The sequence below is a fragment of the Kribbella sp. VKM Ac-2568 genome, from assembly GCF_004345365.1.
GTDB classification, from domain to species: Bacteria; Actinomycetota; Actinomycetes; order Propionibacteriales; family Kribbellaceae; genus Kribbella; species Kribbella orskensis.
This window is the reverse complement of sequence record NZ_SLVF01000009.1, coordinates 139,175-158,460: the sequence shown is the minus strand read 5'-3', so window position 1 is coordinate 158,460 and position 19,286 is coordinate 139,175. Positions and strand designations below refer to the sequence as shown.

Sequence of the window (19,286 nt, the reverse complement as noted above, 5' to 3'; positions counted from 1 at the left end):
GTCAGTGCGGCGACCCCTCCTGTGTGAGGGGTTTTTTCATTGGGCAGCACCTTCTGGCAGGGTTCCCATGACATCTCTAGAACGCAGGAGTACGACGGTGAGCGAGCAGGTGGAGCACGAGGCGGACGCCCCGATCGACCGGGGCGGCTACGACTTCCATGCCATGCAGGCGAAGTGGCGGCCGGTCTGGGAGAAGCTCGACCCGTTCAAGGCCCGCGACGACGGGTCCGCGGAGCGCCGCTACGCGCTGACGATGTTCTCCTACCCGTCCGGTGACCTGCACATGGGTCACGGCGAGGTCTTCGCGCTGCACGACGTGCTGGCCCGGTTCTGGTTCCAGCAGGGCTACGACGTGATGAACCCGATCGGCTGGGACTCCTTCGGGCTGCCCGCCGAGAACGCCGCGATCAAGCGCAACGAACACCCGGCGACGTACACGTACGCCAACATCGAGACCCAGGCGGAGTCGATCCGGCGGTACGCGCTGAGCTTCGACTGGTCGCGTCGCCTGCACACGTCCGACCCGGAGTACTACCGGTGGACGCAGTGGCTGTTCCTGCGCTTCTTCGAGCGCGGCCTGGCCTACCGCAAGGCGTCGTACGTGAACTGGTGCCCGAACGACCAGACCGTGCTGGCCAACGAGCAGGTCGTCCAGGGCCGCTGCGAGCGCTGCGGGCACGAGGTGACCAAGCGCGAGCTGACCCAGTGGTACTTCAAGACCACCGACTACGCGCAGCGCCTGCTGGACGACATGGACCTGCTGCAGTGGCCGGAGGAGATCCTGCTGCAGCAGCGGAACTGGATCGGCCGGTCCGAGGGCGCGTTCACCGACTTCCGGGTCGAGGGACGGGAAGAGCCGATCAAGGTCTTCACCACCCGGCCGGACACGCTGTTCGGCGCCACCTTCATGGTGGTCGCGCCGGACTCGAAGCTGGCCGAGGAACTGGTCACGCCCGAGCAGCGCGGCGCGTTCGACGAGTACCTGACCGCGGTCAAGGCGTCGACCGAGATCGAGCGGCTGAGCACCGACCGGGAGAAGACGGGTGTCTTCCTGGGCGCGTACGCGACCAACCCGGTGACCGGCGAGCGGATCCCGGTCTGGGCGGCCGACTACGTGCTGTCCGACTACGGCACCGGCGCGATCATGGCCGTGCCCGGGCAGGACTCGCGGGACTGGGAGTTCGCGGAGAAGTTCGGCCTGCCGATCGTGCGGACCGTGCAGCCGGAGGAGGGCTTCGACGGCAAGGCCTACACCGGTGACGGACCGGCGATCAACAGCGCCAACGCCGAGGTCGACCTGAACGGCCTGCCGATCCCCGAGGCCAAGGCGCGGATCGTTGACTGGCTGCAGGACAAGGGCCTGGGCGAGCGGACGATCAACTACCGGCTGCGCGACTGGCTGCTGAGCCGGCAGCGCTACTGGGGTGCGCCGATCCCGATCATCCACTGCCCGTCCTGCGGCGAGGTGCCGGTGCCGGACGACCAGCTGCCGGTGGAGCTGCCCGACCAGCGGGGCGCCGCCCTCGCTCCCCGGGGTATCTCGCCCCTGGCGTCCGCCCGTGACTGGGTCGACGTCGCCTGCCCGAAGTGCGACGGACCCGCTGAGCGGGACACCGACACGATGGACACCTTCGTCGACTCGTCGTGGTACTTCCTGCGTTACGTCTCGCCGGAGTACACCGAGGGCCCGTTCGATCCCGAGGCCGCCCGCCGCTGGATGCCGGCGTACCAGTACGTCGGTGGCAAGGAGCACGCGGTCCTGCACCTGCTGTACGCGCGCTTCTTCACCAAGGTGCTGCACGACATGGGCATGCTGGACGCGGTCGAGCCCTTCACCCGGCTGCTGAACCAGGGCCAGGTGATCAACGAGGGCAAGGCGATGAGCAAGTCGCTGGGCAACGGGGTGAACCTGGGCGACCAGCTGGACAGCTTCGGCGTCGACGCGATCCGGCTGACCATGGTCTTCGCCGGTCCGCCGGACGACGACATCGACTGGGCCGACCTGTCCCCGGGCGGTTCGCTGAAGTTCCTGCAGCGCGCCTGGCGGCTGAGCGGTGCGGTCGAGGCTCCGGCCGGCGTGGACTTCAGCACCGGCGACCTGGCGCTGCGCAAGATCACCCACCGCACGGTGGCCGACGCGACCGAGCTGCTGGAGTCGTACCGGTTCAACGTGATGGTCGCCCGGGTGATGGAGCTGGTGAACGCCACCCGCAAGGCGATCGACTCCGGCCCGGGTGCGGCCGACCCGGCGGTGCGCGAGGCCGTCGAGACGGTGGCGATCCTGCTGAGCCTGGTCGCGCCGTACACGGCCGAGGACATGTGGGAGAACCTGGGACACGAGCCCACGGTGGCCAAGGCCGGCTGGCCGAAGGTCGACCCGGCGCTGCTGGTCCAGGACTCGGTCACCTGCGTGGTCCAGATCGCCGGCAAGGTGAAGGACCGGCTGGAGGTGTCGCCCGACATCACCGACGCCGAGCTGGAGCAGCTGGCGCTGGCCTCCGACGCGGTGCAGAAGGCCCTGGACGGCCGCGGCACCCGCAAGGTGATCGTCCGCGCGCCGAAACTGGTCAACATCGTCCCGGCCTGAGACGCTGACCCGATGCGCTCAGAGCTGATCGACGTCGGGACCGGTTCGCGGGAGGTCGTCTTCGACCTGACGAGCAGGTGCGAGCAGTTCGTCGCCGCTGAGGCCCACCAGGCCCAGGGTGACGGACTGCTGCACGTGTTCGTGCCGCACGCGACCGCCGGGATCGCGATCCTGGAGACCGGCGCCGGGAGCGACACCGATCTGCTGGCCGTGCTCGAGGAGTTGCTGCCACGCGACTTCCGCTGGCACCACAAGCACGGTACGCCGGGCCACGGACGCGACCACGTGCTGCCGGCCCTGATCCCGCCGTACGCCTCGATCCCGGTGATCGGCGGGCGACTCACGCTCGGGACGTGGCAATCGATCTGCCTGGTGGACACCAACGTCGACAACCCGCGCCGGCAGGTCCGGCTCTCCTGGCTGCCTAGTTGAAAGACAAAGCGGTTGAGGGACTACCGGGTAGCCAGTGAATTCCGCATTTTGGTGACTTATCGCGATGTTGCCGATTGCGTTACGCATGCGAAACACGTCTCCGCTTGAATACTTCGCATGGCAGCCCTCGACATCCTGCGTGAACGCTGGCTCGGTCTCGGTACCGAGTTGATCGTCCGCGCCACCCGGAGCATCTGCGACGGCAGCATGCTGAACGCGGAGACCGGGCGCGCCGTCACCAGCGCGCGGATCGAGGACTGGGTCGGCGTCCTCTCCCTTTACGAGTCCGCCCCGCTTTACGACGCGACGCATTTCGCTCCGCAGAATGAGCCAGGGGCGGTTCGCGCCAGCGCCTGACGCCGCCATTCTTGCGGTGTCAGGAATTCATCGGGGAATCCCGCCTTGGTAACCCTTCGCCAGGCTAGAATCAGCTGTTTGTCCAGCCCGTGGCGGAGCCTGTCCCGTACTGCGGTCACTGGGTGCGTACGGTATCCATCGAGCTGTCACGCTATGTTGTGCGAGGACCTGTGAGGCTCTGAAGGGGTGGCGGGCTTGTCGGACGCGGATGGCCAGGCTGAGGGACGGCGTGGGTTTGCCGATCTCCTGCTCGACCTGAGGGTCCAGGCGGGTCTCTCCCAGGAGGAGTTGGCCGACCGGGCCGGGTTGAGCGTGCGCACGATCCGTGAGCTCGAGGCGGGCCGGGTCGCCCGGCCGCGGAAGGACTCCGTCCGGCTGCTCTCCGAAGGACTCGGGCTGCGTGACGGCGACGCCGGCAAGTTCCTGGCGGCGGCCGGCCACGCGACTGTGCGGCCTGTCATCGCGGTGGCCGACCCGGCCCCGACCGGTCTGCGCTGGCGCGGGACCCGGCCGATCCCGGACGGGCTGGTGGGCCGCGAGAAGGAACTCCTCGAGCTCGAGATGCTGCTGCGGCAGAACCGGCTCGTGACCCTGGTCGGCCCCGGTGGCGTCGGCAAGACCGAGCTCGCCCTGGCGGCAGCCGACCGGGTCTCCAGCGTCGACACCTCCGTGGTGGTCGTGGACCTGACCACGGTCCAACGCGACGCCGCAGTACCGTCCGCGATCCTCGACGCCTTCGGAACAGCCCCCGGTACTTCGGACCTCGACGACGTGTTGTCCGGCCGGAAGCCAGGTGACCTGGTGATCGTGGAGGACAACGCCGAGCACGTCCTCGACGGGGTCGCCACCGTCGCCAACCGGATGGTGCGGAGCTTCCCGGGGATCGGCGTGCTCGTCACCTCCCGGATCCCGCTCGGCCTGCCGGATGAAGTCGTACGCCGCGTCCAGGTGCTCGGCGTACCGGCGAACGACACGGATTTCACCGACATCGCGGCGAGCCCCGCGGTCGAGATGTTCTGCCGGCGGGCAGCGCGGGTCCGGCCGGGCTTCGAGCTGACTCCGGAGAACGCGGCGATCGTGGCGCGGCTCTGCCAGCGGCTGGACGGGTTGCCGCTGGCCCTGGAGCTCGCGGCCGCCCGCGCGGGGTCACTCTCGGTCGAGACGATCCTGGCGGCTCTGGACGACCGGTTCCGGCTGTTGTCCGGGCCGCGGCGGTTCGGGGCTCCGCACCAGCGCACGTTGGCCGACACCATCGCCTGGAGCGTGGACGCGCTGTCCGACCCTGCTCGGCAGTTGCTGTACCGCGCGTCGATGCTCGGGTCGCCGTTCACCCTCGACGCGGTGGTCGGGGTGTGTACCGGTGCGCCGATCGAGGCCGTGGACGTGCCGATGCTGTTGGCCGAGCTGGTCGACAAGTCGCTGCTGCAGCCGGTGCTGGAGTTCGAGGCGCTCTACGGCGCGCGGTACAAGATGCTGGAGACGATCCGCGAGCACGCGTATGCCGGGCTGTCCTCGCAGGGGAGTGACCTGACCGAGTACCGGGACCGCACGGTCGCCTGGTGCGCGAAGTACGTGGTGGGCCTGGACGGCGCCTGGTCCAGCCCGGACCGGGACCGGCGGTACAGGGCGGCCAACGCGAACTCGGCCACCTTCGAGGTCGCCCTGGAGCGCGCGGCGGAGCTGGGCGAGTGGGACACGGCTGCGCAGATCGTGCTCGGGTTCCGGATCGCCTGGCAGTACCAGGCGAGCATTGCCGAGAGTGGCATCCAGTGGGCGAGCGTCTGCGCGGAGAACGTCCAGGACAAGGAGATCAGCGGTCGGCTGCTGGCTATCGCCGGGCGGCTCTCCAACCTGACCGGCGACGTCCGGGCGGCTCGGCGGCACTACGGCGAGGCCAGAACGCTGGTCGCACCCGAGTCGGAGATGGGCCTGATGGCTCGCGGCGGCTGGGTGTCGTCCGGCTCGCTGCTGCTCGACACCCAGAGCCTGGCGGAGATCCCGACCCTGGTGGCCGACGCCCGCGGGCACGGCGACGTGCAGCGGTCTGCCACGGTCCAGGCGATCTCCGGGCTGGCTCTGGCGCGCTGGGGCCGGTTGCCCGAGGCAAAGGAGCTGCTGCTCGCCTGGGAGGCCGCTCTGGTGAACCCGGGCGTCTATCCGGACGAGATCGCTTACATGGCGCTCAGCCGGGTCGAGCTGGAGCTCGGCAACCTGGAGGAGGCCCGCCGCTGGGCGGAGCTGGCCCGCGAGGCTCAGGCCTCGGACGACCCCGAGCGGACCAAGGTGGCCGGCTGCCTGGCGATGGTGGAGTTCCAGGCGGGCAACTACGAGTTGGCCGGAGAACTGCTCGATGAGGCCGACGCGGACATCCGGGGCCATCGCGGCTACTTCGACTATCTGGTGATGCTGTACCGGAGCCGCCTGGCCCGGCGTACCGGTGACCTCGAGCAGGCCAAGCTCTCGATCCGGGACGCGGTGAACCGGCTCCAGGTCGAGGGACGCGTGGTGTACCTGCTGGACGTCCTCCCGGAGGCTGTGGCCGTGCTGCACGGGCTCGGGAAGTCGGAGCAGGCGGACGAGCTGTGCGGGAAGCTCCTGGCCTGGCAGCGGACGATGGACCCGCCCATGCTCCCGACGGCCTGGGCGGTGCTGCAGGAGTCCTGCGAAAGCGCCGAGCTGGCAGATGGCTGGCCGCAGCCCGATCCTGCCGAGGCTGTGCGCCGCCTCGCCGACGACGTCCTCGCCGCCCTTTCCTGACCCCGCCCGCCCGCCCCGCGTACGCCGTACCGGGGTGGTCTCTGCCTGCCCGGTGATTGTGTGGCGCGGCTCATGCTGCGGTGGGCCGAGTGGCCTCTTCCTGCCATCGTCGGCGCGGCTCGGCCGACGGGTGAGGTGACGTTTCGTGACGCCGATCGGCGGAAGCTGCCGGGAAGCTGCCGGGTTTTCTGCCTCGTCCGGACATACCCGGCGGAACCAGAATTACAGCCGTAGGACAGGTTCCACGAGACAGAGATCCGAGACCGGGTTCGAGTAACAAGGGCAGAGAATGGGGGCGGTGATCGTGACGAGGCAGACACGATGCACCGGACTGCCGGGAAACACTTCGAGCCCGGAGCAGGCGACACGGAGGACATCCGACGGCCGGACGGTGGGGGCGCCGAACAGCTGTCGAGATCTCCGGGGTGCTGCCACGTGCGGGTCTGTCCTATCTCACACCGGGGGCCGTGCACCGTCAGGGCACGCGACCCGGGGCGGGGCCCCAGCAGCGACCGGGCACACGACACAGGGGACGAGTGCCGGTCCGGTTGACACGGGAAAGCCGGCGGGTTTGGTCACCCGCCGGTGGGTCAGCCGCTGGGGCCTCCCGGGGGGATCGGTGGTGAGCCGCACAGGGGACGGCTCGTCGCCATGCCGGTACCAAGCGCAGTGAGCTGACACCGAGGGGGAGTCAGCTCTACCGGCGAGGTGGAGGCCAGCGGAGGGGTTGGCCACCACCTCGCCATGCGCACGCGCTCTGCGGTACCGGTCGCACTGGTGCTGGAGGTTGCCCAGCGCGACGTTGTCGCGGCTCTACGTCCTGCCCAGCACCTCCGCCTTGTCGAAGGCGTAGCCGACCATCCAGCTCGGCTCGAGCCGGCAGTAAACGATGTCGTCGCCCCAGCTCGACGGGGAGCTGCCGTAGTGCGCCACCAGATACTCCTCGATCGCCGGGAAGTCCGGGTGCTCCGGCTCGAGGAACTCCACCTGACCGTGGCTGAACACGCCGATCCGCTCGCCGTCCACGTACGAGATACTGGCCGCCGGCCGGGCCCGCAGATGGCGCGCCTTGGCCGCCGTACCGGAGGTGGTGAACACCCACCGGGCGTGCAGGAAATGACCGTCCACCGCGCTGATCCGCGGCTCGCCCTTGGCCGTGACGGTGGCCAGAGTGAGCGTGCACATGCCGGTCAGGACGTCCGCCAGCTCCGCCGCGGACAGCTTGCGGGAGTCGGTGATGATGTTGCGCAGATGCTCGGTCGAGCGATCGTAGGCGGCGTCCAGCAGCCGCTGCAGACCGGCGACTTCCTCCTTGGTCTCCTTCATCTGCCGAGTCTGACACCGGCGCCGACGAAAACTGTCCGGTAACCTCGCTTCATGTCAGCCCGCGTGCACGTCGTCACGGACTCCACCGCGGGTCTGTCGGCGCACGAGGTGCTCCGGCACCCGCTGACGGTGGTTCCGCTCCAGGTCGTCATCGGCGGCACGTCGTACGACGACGGCGCGACCAGCTCCGACGCGGTCGCGGAGGCGCTCAAGACGTTCACCCCGGTCTCCACCAGCCGGCCCGCTCCGCAGTCGTTCGCCGACACGTATGCCGAGGTCGCGGCGGCCGGGGCCGAGGCGATCGTGTCCATCCATCTCTCCGGGGACATGTCGGGCACCTTCGAGGCCGCGATGATCGGTGCGAAGGAATCGCCCGTGCCGGTGCGAGTGGTCGACTCCCGGTCTCTGGGGATGGGGCTGGGGTTCCCGGTGCTTGCCGCTGCCGCCGCGGCTGCCGCCGGCGAGGACATGGCCGGCGTGGAGGCGGCCGCCCGGGCCCGGATGGCCTCGATGTCGGCGTACTTCTATGTGGACACGCTCGAGTACCTGCGGCGAGGCGGCCGCATCGGCGCCGCCCAAGCCCTCTTCGGTACTGCGCTCTCGGTCAAGCCGCTGCTCACCATCAGCGGCGGACGGATCGTCCCGCTCGAGAAGGTCCGTACTTCGAGCCGCGCGATCGCCAGGCTGGCCGATATCGCTGTGCAACGTGCAGGAGACGGCCCGGTCCAGATCGCAGTGCACCATCTGGCGAATCTCGACAAGGCTCACACCTTGGCGGACGGTCTGGCGGAGCGGCTGCCGCAGGCTGAGGAGATCGTCCTGCGCGAGGTCGGCGCGGTGATCGGCGCCCACGTCGGGCCTGGACTGCTGGCTGTGGTCGTCGCACCGCGCTAGTTGGTTGCTTCGGACCTTGGCGCTGGTCCGACCTGGTTGCTGCTTCGGACCTGGTTGTCCCCAGGTTCTCGGATGGCTCCGTTCTGCCGGTCCGAGGCTCGTACTTTCTCTGGCGTGAAGGTCACACGCCGTACTCCAGCACCGCCCGATCCGGGTGACCGCCTGCGCTCTCTGGCGAGGCTCAATGCCGCCTCGCCACGGTCTGCGCGAGGCGGGAAGTCATTGGGTGATGCCTCACCGCCCGGAGTTGTGCGGGCCGGAGAGGTGCTGGGCGACGCCGACGAGCTGCGAGGAGATGAGGAGGTGCGCGGTGGATGGGTTCCCGAAACGATGCTGCCCGATCGGTTGCGGGGGAGCAGGTTCGCGTTGTCCCCACGCCATGTCGTGGTGGTCGCCCTCGTCCTGGTCATCGGCCTGGCCTGGGCCGGCTGCTCAGTGCTCCGAGCCCGCCCGCAGGTGGTCCCCGACCCGCAGCCCTCCGCTGGCCTCGTCCCTGGCGCCTCGGTTTCCGCTCCACCGGGTGCTTCTCCCTCGGCAACTCCGTCATCGGGGTCTGTTGTGGTCGTTCACGTGGCGGGAAAGGTACGGCGGCCCGGCCTGGTCCGCGCGAAACCCGGCTCCCGGGTCGCCGACGTCCTCGCGATGGCAGGCGGCGCCCTCCCCGGCGTAGACCTGACCACCCTCAACCTCGCCCGCCCCGTCACCGACGGAGAACAGATCCTCGTCGGCGTCTCCGGTGCCCCTCAACCCAGCGCCACCCAACCCGGCTCACCCACGACCCCCGGCACCACGTCCGGAGAACCCGTCAACCTCAACACAGCCACCCTCGCTCAACTCGAATCCCTGCCTGGCGTCGGCCCGGTCCTGGCCCAGCGAATCCTCGACTGGCGTACCGAGCACGGCCGCTTCACCTCAGTGGACGAACTCCAGGAGGTCACCGGCGTAGGCACCAAGAAGTTCGAATCCCTGAAACCCCATGTCCACGTCTAGTCCACCCGCCCCCGACCCACCCGCCCCCGACCCAGCCGCCACCGACCTACCCGCTCCCGACCATCCGGCGCCTTCCGAGGAGCAGGCGACTCGCGAGCGGCCCGACCTTCGCCTGCTCGTCCCTGCAGTCACCGGCTGGCTGACTGCCGTCTGGCTCGTCTCCCAGGCACCGGCGACCGCAGTACTCGTTGCAACGGTGGCCCTGGCCGCCACGGTTGGCTTGATCCTGCTCCACCGTCAACGGACTCGGCCTCAGGAGCTGACTCCCTCCTCCACCGTCCGGGTCACGGCGATCGGAGTCGGGGTTGTCGTGGTGGGCATGGCCTTGGCAGCCGCCCTGCAGGTGCAAGGCCTGAGGTCCGGTCCTGTCATGGACTTGGCTTCGTCGGGTGCGGCAGTGAAGGTCCGTCTGAAGATCGACAGCGATCCATCGGTCCGCAGCGGATCCGGCACCCGGCGCCCGCCTTATGTGGTGCTCAAGGCAACGATCGAGGAGGTGACCGGCAGAGGCACGACAACCCAGGTTCGCACCCCGGTCCTGGTCATCGGCTCAACGAATTGGCAGCGGCTGCGATTCGGCCAACATGTCGAGGCGACAGGGAAACTCGAGTTGGTTGAAGCCGGGTCAGACGTGGCCGCGATGCTGTCGTCCCGTTCGACCCCGCGCGTGCTCGACGAACCGTCCTGGTGGCTGCGAGCCGCCGAGCAGGTCCGCGCGGGTTTGCGGAAATCAGTTGCCGACGAGTCGGAAGCTGTCCGCGGCCTAGTACCCGCGTTGGTCATGGGGGACGAGTCCACCCTGCCACCGGAGCTGGTCGAAGACTTCAAGACCACCGGCCTGACTCATCTCTCCGCGGTCTCCGGAACGAACCTGACCCTCCTGCTGGCGTTCGTCCTCCCGCTCGCCCGGCTGCTCGGAGTACGGGCTCGCGGGCTGACCGTCGTGGGTCTCGCGATCGTGGTGGTCTTCGTGATCCTCGCTCGACCTCAACCAAGCGTGCTCCGAGCGGCCGCGATGGGCTTGGTCGCCCTTGCCGCAATGACTGGAGGTGGGAGACGAGCCGTCCGAAGTCTCTCCGTCGCGGTTGTCACCCTGCTATTGCTCGACACCTCGCTCGCCAGATCCGCAGGATTCGCGCTCTCAGTCCTGGCGACCGCAGGCATCGTCCTTCTCGGACCAGCCTGGCGAGACGCCTTGGCACGCTGGATGCCCGACCGCCTGGCCGAAGCGATCTCCTGCCCCTTGGCCGCCCAGATCGCCTGCACACCAGTCGTTGCATGGCTCTCCGGTCAGGTCTCCCTGGTTGCCGTAGCAGCGAACCTGCTAGCCGGCCCAGCTGTCGGTCCAGCAACAATCCTCGGCTTCGCCGCAGCCGGGATCGCCTTACTGAGCACGAATCTGGCCCAACTCATCGGCTGGCTAGCAGGCTGGCCCGCTCGCTGGATCATCCTCATCGCCCAACAGGGCGCAGACCTCCCCGGAGCCACCAACGCCTGGCCGGCCACGGTGATCGGCATAGGCGTCCTAACAGTCCTGTGCCTGGCCCTGACCTTCAGCCTTCACCGCATCCTCGCCCGCCCCATCGCCATGCTGCTAGCCCTCACCATCTTGGCAGTAGTCGTACTCCGCCCAGTCGGCCCAATCGGCTGGCCACCCGACAACTGGTTGATGGTCGCTTGCGACGTGGGCCAGGGCGACGGGCTTGCCTTATCCGCCGGCAACGGCTCCGCCGTAGTAGTCGACACCGGCCCAGACCCCACAGCCATGGACCGCTGCCTGCAAGACCTGGGCATCAAGAACATCCCCGTACTGCTCCTCAGCCACTTCCACGCCGACCACGCCGGCGGCCTGGCCGGCGTACTCCGCGGACGAACGATCGGCGAGATCGAGGTGACCCCGTATTTCTCCCCACCAGCCGAGTACAAGCGCGTGACCGACCTGGCTACTCAGCATCGAATCCCCATCCGCACAGTCACCCTCGGCGAACGCCGAACCGCCGGTCCCATCACCTGGACCACCCTCTGGCCGGCCAAGGTCCCGGCTCTCCCGGAATCAGGCAAATCCTCGGCAACCCCCACCGATGAAGGCTCCCCGGAGAACAACGCCAGTATCGCCATGATGGTCGAAACCAGCGGCCTCCGAATCCTCCTCACCGGAGACCTGGAACCCGAGTCCCAGCGAGCAGTCCTGGCAAGCGGCGCCGACCTCCGCGCCGACGTCCTGAAAGTCCCCCACCACGGCTCAGCCCAACAAGACCCGACCTTCATAGCCGCCACCCACGCCCGACTGGCCGTAATCTCCGCCGGCCAGCACAACGACTACGGCCACCCCGCCCCCCGAACCCTGGACCTCCTAACCCACCAAGGCATGAAAATCGCCCGCACCGACACCACCGGCTCCCTCTCCCTGTCAACCCCCGACAACCACCTCTCCCTGACCACCCACCCCACCACCCCCTAACCCACACCGCACCCGCGCAACCTCAGCGTCCGGTGCCTGCTCCTGGTGGGTAGGTCGTGGTGGCGGTGGAGGATTGTCGGAGGGGCATGGCATGCTGGCGGGCGTTATGGCTGCTCGAAAGAACTCTGCGCCCAAGCTCGGCGACGTGCTGCTGGTCACCGGCTCGGAGACGTTCCTCGCCGACCGGGCTGTTCGTTCTGCGATCGCGGCTGTCTCGAAGGGGACTGCCGACGTCGAGGTCACCGACCTCGGCGGCGCGGACCTCGACGTCGGGGTGTTCGCCGAACTGACCGGCCCGTCCCTGTTCGCGGCCGAACGCGTGATGGTCCTCCGAACTCTCGAGAACCTCCCGTCAGAGATGGTGCCGCACCTGCTCGACTACGCGGCCTCACCCTCCGAAGACGTCCTCGTCATCCTGGTCCACTCAGGCGGCCAGAAGGGCAAGGCCACCCTCGACAAGCTGCGCAAAGCCTCCGTCAACGAGGTGGTCGCCACTGCCCCCAAGACCTGGGAGCTCCCGCAGTTCGTCGTCGGCGAGATCCGCCTCCTCGGCGGCAGCATCGACGAGCGAGGCGCCGCCGCCCTGGTCGACGCCGTCGGCCACGATCTCCGCGCCCTCTCCGGCGCTTGCTCGCAGCTGGTCTCCGACTCCGGCGGCCAGCCGATCAACCCCGACCTCATCGGCCAGTACTTCGGAGGCCGCGCCGAGGTGACCAGCTTCGCCGTGGCGGACGCGGCGATCGCGGGACGTACCGAGCCCGCCCTCGAGCAGTTGCGCTGGGCCCTCGATTGCGGAGTAGCCGCGGTACTGGTGACCAGTGCCACGGCAGGCGGCCTCCGCGGACTGGCGAAGTACACGAGTGCTCCCACCGGTCTTCGCGAAGCAGACCTGGCCCGCGAGGTCGGCGTACCGCCGTGGAAGCTCAAGACGCTCAGGCAACAGGCCCGGGGCTGGACCGCCGGCGGCCTGGCGACCGCCATCAAGGCAGTGGCTCAAGCCGACGCCGATGTAAAAGGTGCTTCGGGCGACGCCGGTTACGCCCTCGAACGCATGGTGATAACAGTCAGCAACGCCCACGGCCGCCGTTGACCCGGCTGCGCGTAACCCGCGAGCAGGCGGTGTCGTACCGACTGCGCGTGAATCACCTGGTGGACCGGTTGCCGGAGGGCTCGTACGAGGAAGCGGCGTACGTCGGCTTGCAGGACACGGCGCCTCGAGACGCACTCCTGGGCCTCCACGCTCGAGTCGCGGGCTGCGAACCATCCGGCTGTGCCGACGTCATGTTCACCGGTTCGCTCCGACCGCCCCGAAGGCGTTCGCCTGGTGGGCCGGGCTCCCCGCCGCCGATGCCCGCCAGATCTGGAACTCGCTGTCCGAGGAGCTGCTCGAGGTGGACTTCGAGGGCACGCCCGCGTGGATACCGCGAGGTGAGGAGACGTCCTTCGGCGAGGCAACCACTCCGCACGGAACGCGTTTCCTGGTCGAGCCGGATCTCCGCCTTCTCGGCCGGGACCGCGACGGCCTCTTCATTGCCCCGGGCAGACGGACCCTGACCCCAGCCTCGGACACGTTCCATCCCAACGGCATCCTCGTCGACGGCCGAATCGTTGGCGCCTGGGGCCGAAAGGGCAGCCGAGTAGACATCAGGCTCTCCGAACACCTCACTTCCGCCCAGCACGTCACCCTAGCCGCCGAAGTCTTAACCTTCCCGTTCTCCAACGCACACCTATCCACCGCGCCCGAGTCATTCCGTCGCTGACCTGAGCGCTCTGCACCCCTCCCGAGGGGCATCTGCGCGGCGCTTCAGTCGGCGAGGGCGTCCAGGATGGCTGCTTCTACGGGGTAGGCGGCGCTTCGGTCTGTCAGAGGGAACGGCTCCAGCAGGTGAATGCCCGGCTGGGTGATCATCCGTGGGCTGGTGCCGCGGTGCGGCCACGAGGCTGCGTGGACCAGAAACGGGTGGCAGAGGTAGACATCCCCAGCGGCACCCGTCGCCTCGGTGACCGGTCGGTCGGCGCTCGCTTGTACGACCGGCGGTCCGGCCTCGGCCGGAGCGAGGCCCTCGTCGCCCGCGGGAGCCAGTACGCGAGCGGCGTCGACGTGGGAGCCGACGCGGATCCGGGTCGGAGCATCGTCGGGACCGACATCGGTGAGAAGAAAGATCGCGAGCAGGCCCCGCTCGCGACTCCGGATGTTCGCCCGCCAATCGGTGCCGTTCCAGTAGCTGGTCTCGATATGCCAGCCCGCGTCCTTCGGATCAGCGGGATGCGGGAAGCGAACGGGAATCGTCCCACCCATCCCTTGGCGCTTCCACCACTTGTCCGGCCCGATCAGCTGGTCGTACGCCTCCCACAACACCTTTGCCGTCCCGGCCGCAGCGAACGGCCGCCCCCTGTCGCCTTCCTCGGGACTGTCTATCCGCACAACAGGTGCCGTCCAGGACCCAGCGTCATCCCGCCCGACGCCTCGCCCCTCCAACTCCTCCCAGACCACATCCACACAGGCCTCCACCACTGGGCGGGGTACGGCTCCTCGAACCACCACAAACCCATCCCGCCCAAACGACGCGACCTCAGCATCCGACAACATGCCAAGCACCCTTTGCCACCCACCCCTCACCGTCAACCCAATTCCCACGGTCCTGAAGGCGGCGTTAGTCTTCGAGAAACTCTCGGGAACCTGTCGAACGGTGTCGAGCCCGTTCGTAGCCAGGGTGAGAGACCGGCAACGGGTCGGTCGGTTCACCACCGGAGGTCACCATGACCCGTCATCTTCAACCTCTGCTGAAGGTCACTCGCATGGAACCCATCGCGCGGCGCCTGTGTCAGCAGCTGCTGGAACCGATCCACCTCGTCAGCTACATGTCCGCCGAGCCGACCGAGGCACTCCAGGCCCTCGGCTACGAGGGCTACTGGCCGGGCTACTTCGCCGCGCGGTCCGCACCCCTGGGCCGGGTCCCGGCCCAGGTCGTGGATGCACTCTTCTACAACTTCGCCCCCGGCGAGGTCGCCGCCTGCATCCCGAAAGTTTGGGACATCGCCACTCCCGAGGCCGTGCTCGCCGCCCGCCAGGAGGGCAGCGTCGCAGCCCTGCGGCGCATCCTCGGCGACCTGGCCGACACCCCCGCGCTCGGCCGGGCCGCCGACCTCGCCACCCGGGTGGCGATCAGCGCGCCGATGGAGGGACGGATCCTCTACGCCGGTCTGCGGTCGCTCCCCGTGCCTGACGAGCCGGTCGCCCGGCTTTGGCACGCGGCGACGCTGCTGCGCGAGCACCGCGGCGACGGTCACCTTGCCGCGCTGGTCTCCGCCGGTATCGGCGGGCAGGAGGCTCACGTGCTCCACGCGCTCTCCCTGGGCATGACGCCGGAGGAGTACGGGAGGCTGAACCCCCTCACGCCGACGCAGCTGGCCGCGGTCGTGGACGGTCTGCGCGCTCGCGGTCTCGTCGACGCCTCGGCTGCGTTCACCGCCGCCGGGCGCGAGACGAAGGACCGCATCGAGGCGGTCACCGATGCCCTCGCCGCCCCCGCGTACGACAGCCTGGAGCCGGGCGAGGTGGCCCAGCTCGTCGCCGACCTCGAGCCGCTCGCGGCAACGATCGACTCTGTCGGCTACTAGATGTACCTGGTCATGAGGTTGGCCACGGTGTATCGGGTGACGGCACGTCGAGGTTCGGGAGGGTAGCGGGGGGCTACCGCGTCAGGTTCTGGGTACGCGAAAACGATCGGCCGGGTCCCCGGGGGACTGGCCGATCGTTTGGGCGGTGTCAGAGGGAAGCGGCCTTCTTGAAGATGGACGACTTCCGGTTGGCGGCCTGGTTGGCGTGGATGACGCCCTTGCTGGCAGCCTTGTCGAGCAGGCGGGCGGCGACGCGGGCCTGCTCCTGAGCCTTCGCGGTTTCGCCGGCGTCGGCAGCCTCACGGAAGCGGCGAACAGCCGTCTTGAGGGTCGACTTCACCGACTTGTTGCGAAGCCGCGCAGCCTCGTTCTGGCGGTTGCGCTTGATCTGGGACTTGATGTTCGCCACGGATGCAGAGCCTCGATCAGAGATTGGGATCAGTACAGGAAAGGTGGTGCGTGCACGGGTGAGTACCAACGCACACGCGCGAACAGACAGATTAGCAACAAGCCGCCGTCAGCACCAAACCGAGAGATTGCCGGAACGACTGCTCTGAAGCTGCGCTCTGGGGCGCTTTCAACTGACCCTTCCACCTGTGCCTCCCGGTATCGCGGTGATTCCTGGTGACACGGGTAGGACTGAGCGTGACATCGCGGGAGGGTGACGGCATACTCGGGCCCTCGTGGCGCTGATCACCGTGGGGGTGTGTTCGGTCGTCACACCGGTCACCCAGCTCCGTCCCGCCTGGAGGAACTTCGTGTCAGCTCCCGCCCGCCGCCGCTTCAGGGTGCTCGCCGTCGCCACCGCGACGGCCACCGCCCTGGTGGTCGCCCTCGGCAACCAAGCCACCGCCACCACCAGCGCCACCGAGATCGCGAAAGCCTCAGCAACGACACGAGCCGCGACAGGGGAAGACAACCCCGCCGCGAACGAGGTCAGGGAGTCACCCACCGGCGCGTACATCGTCCAGCTCGACGACGCACCCGTAACGGAGTACGACGGTGACATCGCGGGCCTCCCCGCGACCCGCGTTCTCCCGGGCAACAAGTTGCTCCGCAGCGCAGGTCAGGTCGTCTCCTACGTGCAGCACCTCGGCCGCGAGCGGAGCCGGCTCCTCGACCCGCTCCCGGACGTGAAGAGGCTGTACGACTACAACTACACATACGCCGGGTTCTCCGCGCAGATGTCGCACGACGAGGCGGTCAAGCTCGCCAAGTCGTCCGGCGTGAAGAGCGTCGAGCCGAGCGAGATGCAGCACCAGGACACCGTCGACACCCCGCGGTACCTCGGTCTCTCCGGCAAGGGCGGCGCCTGGCAGCAGGCGGGCGGTATCGACAAGGCCGGTGACGGCGTGATCATCGGCATGATCGACTCCGGGTACGTCCCGGAGCGGGCCAGTTTCGCGCCGCTGAAGACCACCAAGCAGTCGGACGCCCTGATCGCCGCGAAGTGGAAGGGCACCTGCCAGGTCGGCATCGAGGCCCCGGTCGCCTGCAACAACAAGGTCATCGGCGCCCGGTACTTCGACGCCGGCATCGGCAACCGCCCGATCCCCGAGGAGTACCGCTCGCCGCGGGACTATGGCGGACACGGCACCCACACGGCCAGTACTGCGGCCGGCAACTACGGCGTCGACATGAACGTGCTCGGCCGGGACTACGGCAAGGGTTCGGGGATCGCCCCGCACGCCAGGCTCGCCATCTACAAGGTGCTCTGGGCGGTCGACGCCACCGGCGGCGGCTCCGGCACGGACGCCGACATCGTGGCGGGCATCGACGCGGCGGTCGCCGATGGCGTGGACGTCATCAACTACTCGATCTCCGGTTCCGGCTCGACCTTCGTGAACGCGACCGGCCTGGCCTTTCTCCGGGCGGCCAAGGCCGGCGTCTTCGTGGCGACCAGCGCGGGCAACACCGGCCCGGGCGTCAGCACGGTCGGCAAGAACTTCCCCTGGGTCACGACGGTTGCCAACGGCACCCATGACCGCGAGGTCCAGACCACCGTCACCCTCGGCAACGGCAAGTCCTACACGGGTGCGGGCATCGGGGCCGGTACGCCGAGCGCACCGGTGATCCTCGCCAAGGACGCAGGTCTGCCAGGCGCGAACCCGACCAACCTCGTGCTCTGCATGCCGAACACGCTCGACCCGGCGAAGGTGACTGGGAAGATCGTGGTCTGCGATCGCGGTGTCAACGCTCGCGTCGACAAGAGCCTGCAGGTGAAGAACGCCGGCGGCATCGGCCTGATCCTGGTCAACCCGACCCCGGGCACCCTCGACTCCGACCTGCACTCCGTCCCGACCGTCCACCTGGACCACGTCGCCGCCCCCGAGATCAAGGCGTACGTCGAGGGCGCCGCGTCCCCGACCGCGCAGATCGGCGCGGCGCAGACGGTCCGGGTGAACGCGCCGAAGGTCGCGAGCAGTTCCAGCCGAGGCCCATCGCCGGCCGGAAACGGCGACCTGCTGAAGCCCGACGTGATGGCACCGGGCACGAACGTGCTCGCCGCGACCAGCGCGTTCAGCGCCGCGGGTGGTCAGTACGCGTTCATGAGCGGTACTTCGATGGCGTCCCCGCACATCGCCGGAGCCGCGGCGGTGCTCAAGAGCAAGTACCCGACCTGGTCCCCGATGGCGATCAAGTCCGCCCTGCTCACCACCGGCACCTCGCTCGACACCAGCGGCAAGCCGATCCAGAACGATTCCGGCTCGCCGGGCAACCCGTTCGGGTATGGCGCCGGCCTGGTCCAGCCGAAGCTGGCGATGGACCCGGGCCTCGTGTACGACTCGTCGTACGACGACTGGGCGAAGTTCGTGTGCGCCTCGGGTCAGGTCGCCGAGACCCACGAGTTGTGCGCGAAGGGCAAGGTCGACCCGAGTGACCTGAACTACCCGACCATCGCGATCGGGGATCTGGCCGGCAAGCAGACGGTCAAGCGGACCGTGCGGAACGTCGGCAAGCTCGCTGAGGTGTACTTCCCGAAGGTCGAGGGCCTGGCCGGGGTCAAGGTCACCGTCACGCCGAAGCTGCTCGTCGTACTTCCGGGCCGGACGGCGACGTACCGGGTGACCTTCGAGCACAACGGGGCGCCGCTCGAGCAGTACTCGTTCGGTAAGCTCAACTGGCGTTCCGCCCGGCACGTGGTGAGCAGCACACTCGCGATCCGGCCGCTGACGGTCAAGGCGCCGGTCCAGGTCAACGGGACCGGCACCAGCGGCTCGGTGCAGGTGCCGATCACCGCCGGCTACAGCGGCACCCTCTCGACCACGGTGAGCGGCCTGACGGCAGCGACCGTCGGCGAGGCTACTCTGCGGAACCCGGGCGGGGTGTCGTTCCCGACCACCAATCCGGCGGCCAACGAGCACGTCGCCAAGGTCACCGTCACCGTGCCGGCCGGGACCAAGCACGCCCGGTTCTCCACCTTCGACGCGGACTACCCTGCGGGCACAGACCTCGACGTCTTCGTCTACAAGGCCGGTACTACGGCTGTGCTCGGCAGCAGCACGGGTGGTTCGGCAGAGGAAGAGGTCAACCTCCCGGCGCCGGCAGGTGGTTCCTACGACGTCTACGTCGACCTCTTCTCCGGAGCAGCCGAGCAGGCCGTTAAGCTGAACCACTGGGAGCTCGGCGACGCGACAGGCAACCTCACGGCGACCCCGGCCTCCCAAGCGGTGACAGCGGCCGGCCAGGTGTCCGTCACCGCAGCCTGGTCCGGTCTGAGCGCCGGCACCCGCTACCTGGGCCGCCTGGGCTATTCGGACGGCGCCGACGGCTCCGGCTCCACCATCGTCCGCGTGGACAGCTAACAGAAACGCTGACTGCCGGGACCCCGCATCCAGCGGGCTCCCGGCAGTTCGTCTG

Annotated in this window: 14 protein-coding genes; 11 read left to right on the top strand and 3 right to left on the bottom strand. The window is 68.8% G+C overall.

The genetic code is table 11. The features are described from left to right. Window positions 1-97 precede the first annotated feature (97 nt). The 4 genes from leuS to EV648_RS26175 all read left to right on the top strand — a co-directional run bounded on the left by leuS (window position 98) and on the right by EV648_RS26175 (window position 6,133). On the top strand, window positions 98-2,587 hold the full coding sequence (leuS, locus tag EV648_RS26190) for a leucine--tRNA ligase (RefSeq protein WP_132297115.1): 2,490 nt from the start codon (window positions 98-100) through the stop codon (window positions 2,585-2,587). 12 nt (window positions 2,588-2,599) lie between these two features. Next, window positions 2,600-3,019 carry a YjbQ family protein gene (locus EV648_RS26185; protein ID WP_132297112.1) on the top strand — a complete coding sequence of 140 codons (420 nt, stop codon included), beginning with the start codon at window positions 2,600-2,602 and terminating at the stop codon, window positions 3,017-3,019. A 117-nt stretch (window positions 3,020-3,136) separates the two neighbouring features. Then, window positions 3,137-3,376, top strand: a complete 240-nt coding sequence (locus EV648_RS26180) for a hypothetical protein (protein ID WP_132297109.1) — start codon at window positions 3,137-3,139, stop codon at window positions 3,374-3,376. A 195-nt stretch (window positions 3,377-3,571) separates the two neighbouring features. Continuing rightward, on the top strand, window positions 3,572-6,133 hold the full coding sequence (locus EV648_RS26175) for a helix-turn-helix domain-containing protein (protein WP_132297107.1): 2,562 nt from the start codon (window positions 3,572-3,574) through the stop codon (window positions 6,131-6,133). An 813-nt stretch (window positions 6,134-6,946) separates the two neighbouring features. Here the strand turns inward: EV648_RS26175 and EV648_RS26170 are convergent. Next, a complete protein-coding gene (locus tag EV648_RS26170; RefSeq protein WP_132297104.1) occupies window positions 6,947-7,459 on the bottom strand; it encodes a pyridoxamine 5'-phosphate oxidase family protein in 513 nt (170 codons plus the stop codon). Between the two features lie 51 nt (window positions 7,460-7,510). On the opposite strand from EV648_RS26170, the gene EV648_RS26165 reads away from it, so the two are divergent. From EV648_RS26165 to EV648_RS26145, 5 genes are all read left to right on the top strand, one after another. After that, window positions 7,511-8,353 carry a DegV family protein gene (locus tag EV648_RS26165; RefSeq protein WP_132297101.1) on the top strand — a complete coding sequence of 281 codons (843 nt, stop codon included), beginning with the start codon at window positions 7,511-7,513 and terminating at the stop codon, window positions 8,351-8,353. 570 nt (window positions 8,354-8,923) lie between these two features. Then, complete coding sequence (locus tag EV648_RS44255; protein ID WP_241995609.1) at window positions 8,924-9,343, top strand: ComEA family DNA-binding protein; 420 nt, start codon at window positions 8,924-8,926, stop codon at window positions 9,341-9,343. After that, window positions 9,330-11,804 carry a ComEC/Rec2 family competence protein gene (locus EV648_RS26155; protein ID WP_132297098.1) on the top strand — a complete coding sequence of 825 codons (2,475 nt, stop codon included), beginning with the start codon at window positions 9,330-9,332 and terminating at the stop codon, window positions 11,802-11,804. The genes EV648_RS44255 and EV648_RS26155 overlap by 14 nt, the downstream gene beginning before the upstream one ends. A 91-nt stretch (window positions 11,805-11,895) precedes the next feature. Beyond that, window positions 11,896-12,894, top strand: coding sequence for a DNA polymerase III subunit delta (gene holA / locus EV648_RS26150; protein ID WP_241995608.1), 999 nt, complete (start codon window positions 11,896-11,898; stop codon window positions 12,892-12,894). Between the two features lie 163 nt (window positions 12,895-13,057). Then, window positions 13,058-13,564: a DNA glycosylase AlkZ-like family protein gene (locus EV648_RS26145; RefSeq protein ID WP_132297095.1), complete on the top strand. Its 507-nt coding sequence runs from the start codon at window positions 13,058-13,060 to the stop codon at window positions 13,562-13,564. Between the two features lie 44 nt (window positions 13,565-13,608). Here EV648_RS26145 and EV648_RS26140 read toward each other — a convergent pair whose 3' ends face one another. Continuing rightward, complete coding sequence (locus EV648_RS26140; protein WP_132297092.1) at window positions 13,609-14,394, bottom strand: phytanoyl-CoA dioxygenase family protein; 786 nt, start codon at window positions 14,392-14,394, stop codon at window positions 13,609-13,611. 209 nt (window positions 14,395-14,603) lie between these two features. On the opposite strand from EV648_RS26140, the gene EV648_RS26135 reads away from it, so the two are divergent. Continuing rightward, a complete protein-coding gene (locus tag EV648_RS26135; RefSeq protein WP_132297089.1) occupies window positions 14,604-15,425 on the top strand; it encodes a MarR family transcriptional regulator in 822 nt (273 codons plus the stop codon). Window positions 15,426-15,573: 148 nt separating this feature from the next. Here the strand turns inward: EV648_RS26135 and rpsT are convergent, their stop codons facing one another. Continuing rightward, the gene (gene rpsT / locus EV648_RS26130) at window positions 15,574-15,834 is read right to left on the bottom strand and encodes a 30S ribosomal protein S20 (RefSeq protein WP_132297086.1); all 261 of its coding nucleotides are present in this window, start codon (window positions 15,832-15,834) and stop codon (window positions 15,574-15,576) included. A 349-nt stretch (window positions 15,835-16,183) separates the two neighbouring features. Between rpsT and EV648_RS26125 the strand changes: the two genes are divergently transcribed. Then, a complete protein-coding gene (locus EV648_RS26125; RefSeq protein ID WP_132297083.1) occupies window positions 16,184-19,231 on the top strand; it encodes a S8 family serine peptidase in 3,048 nt (1,015 codons plus the stop codon). Window positions 19,232-19,286 lie beyond the last annotated feature (55 nt).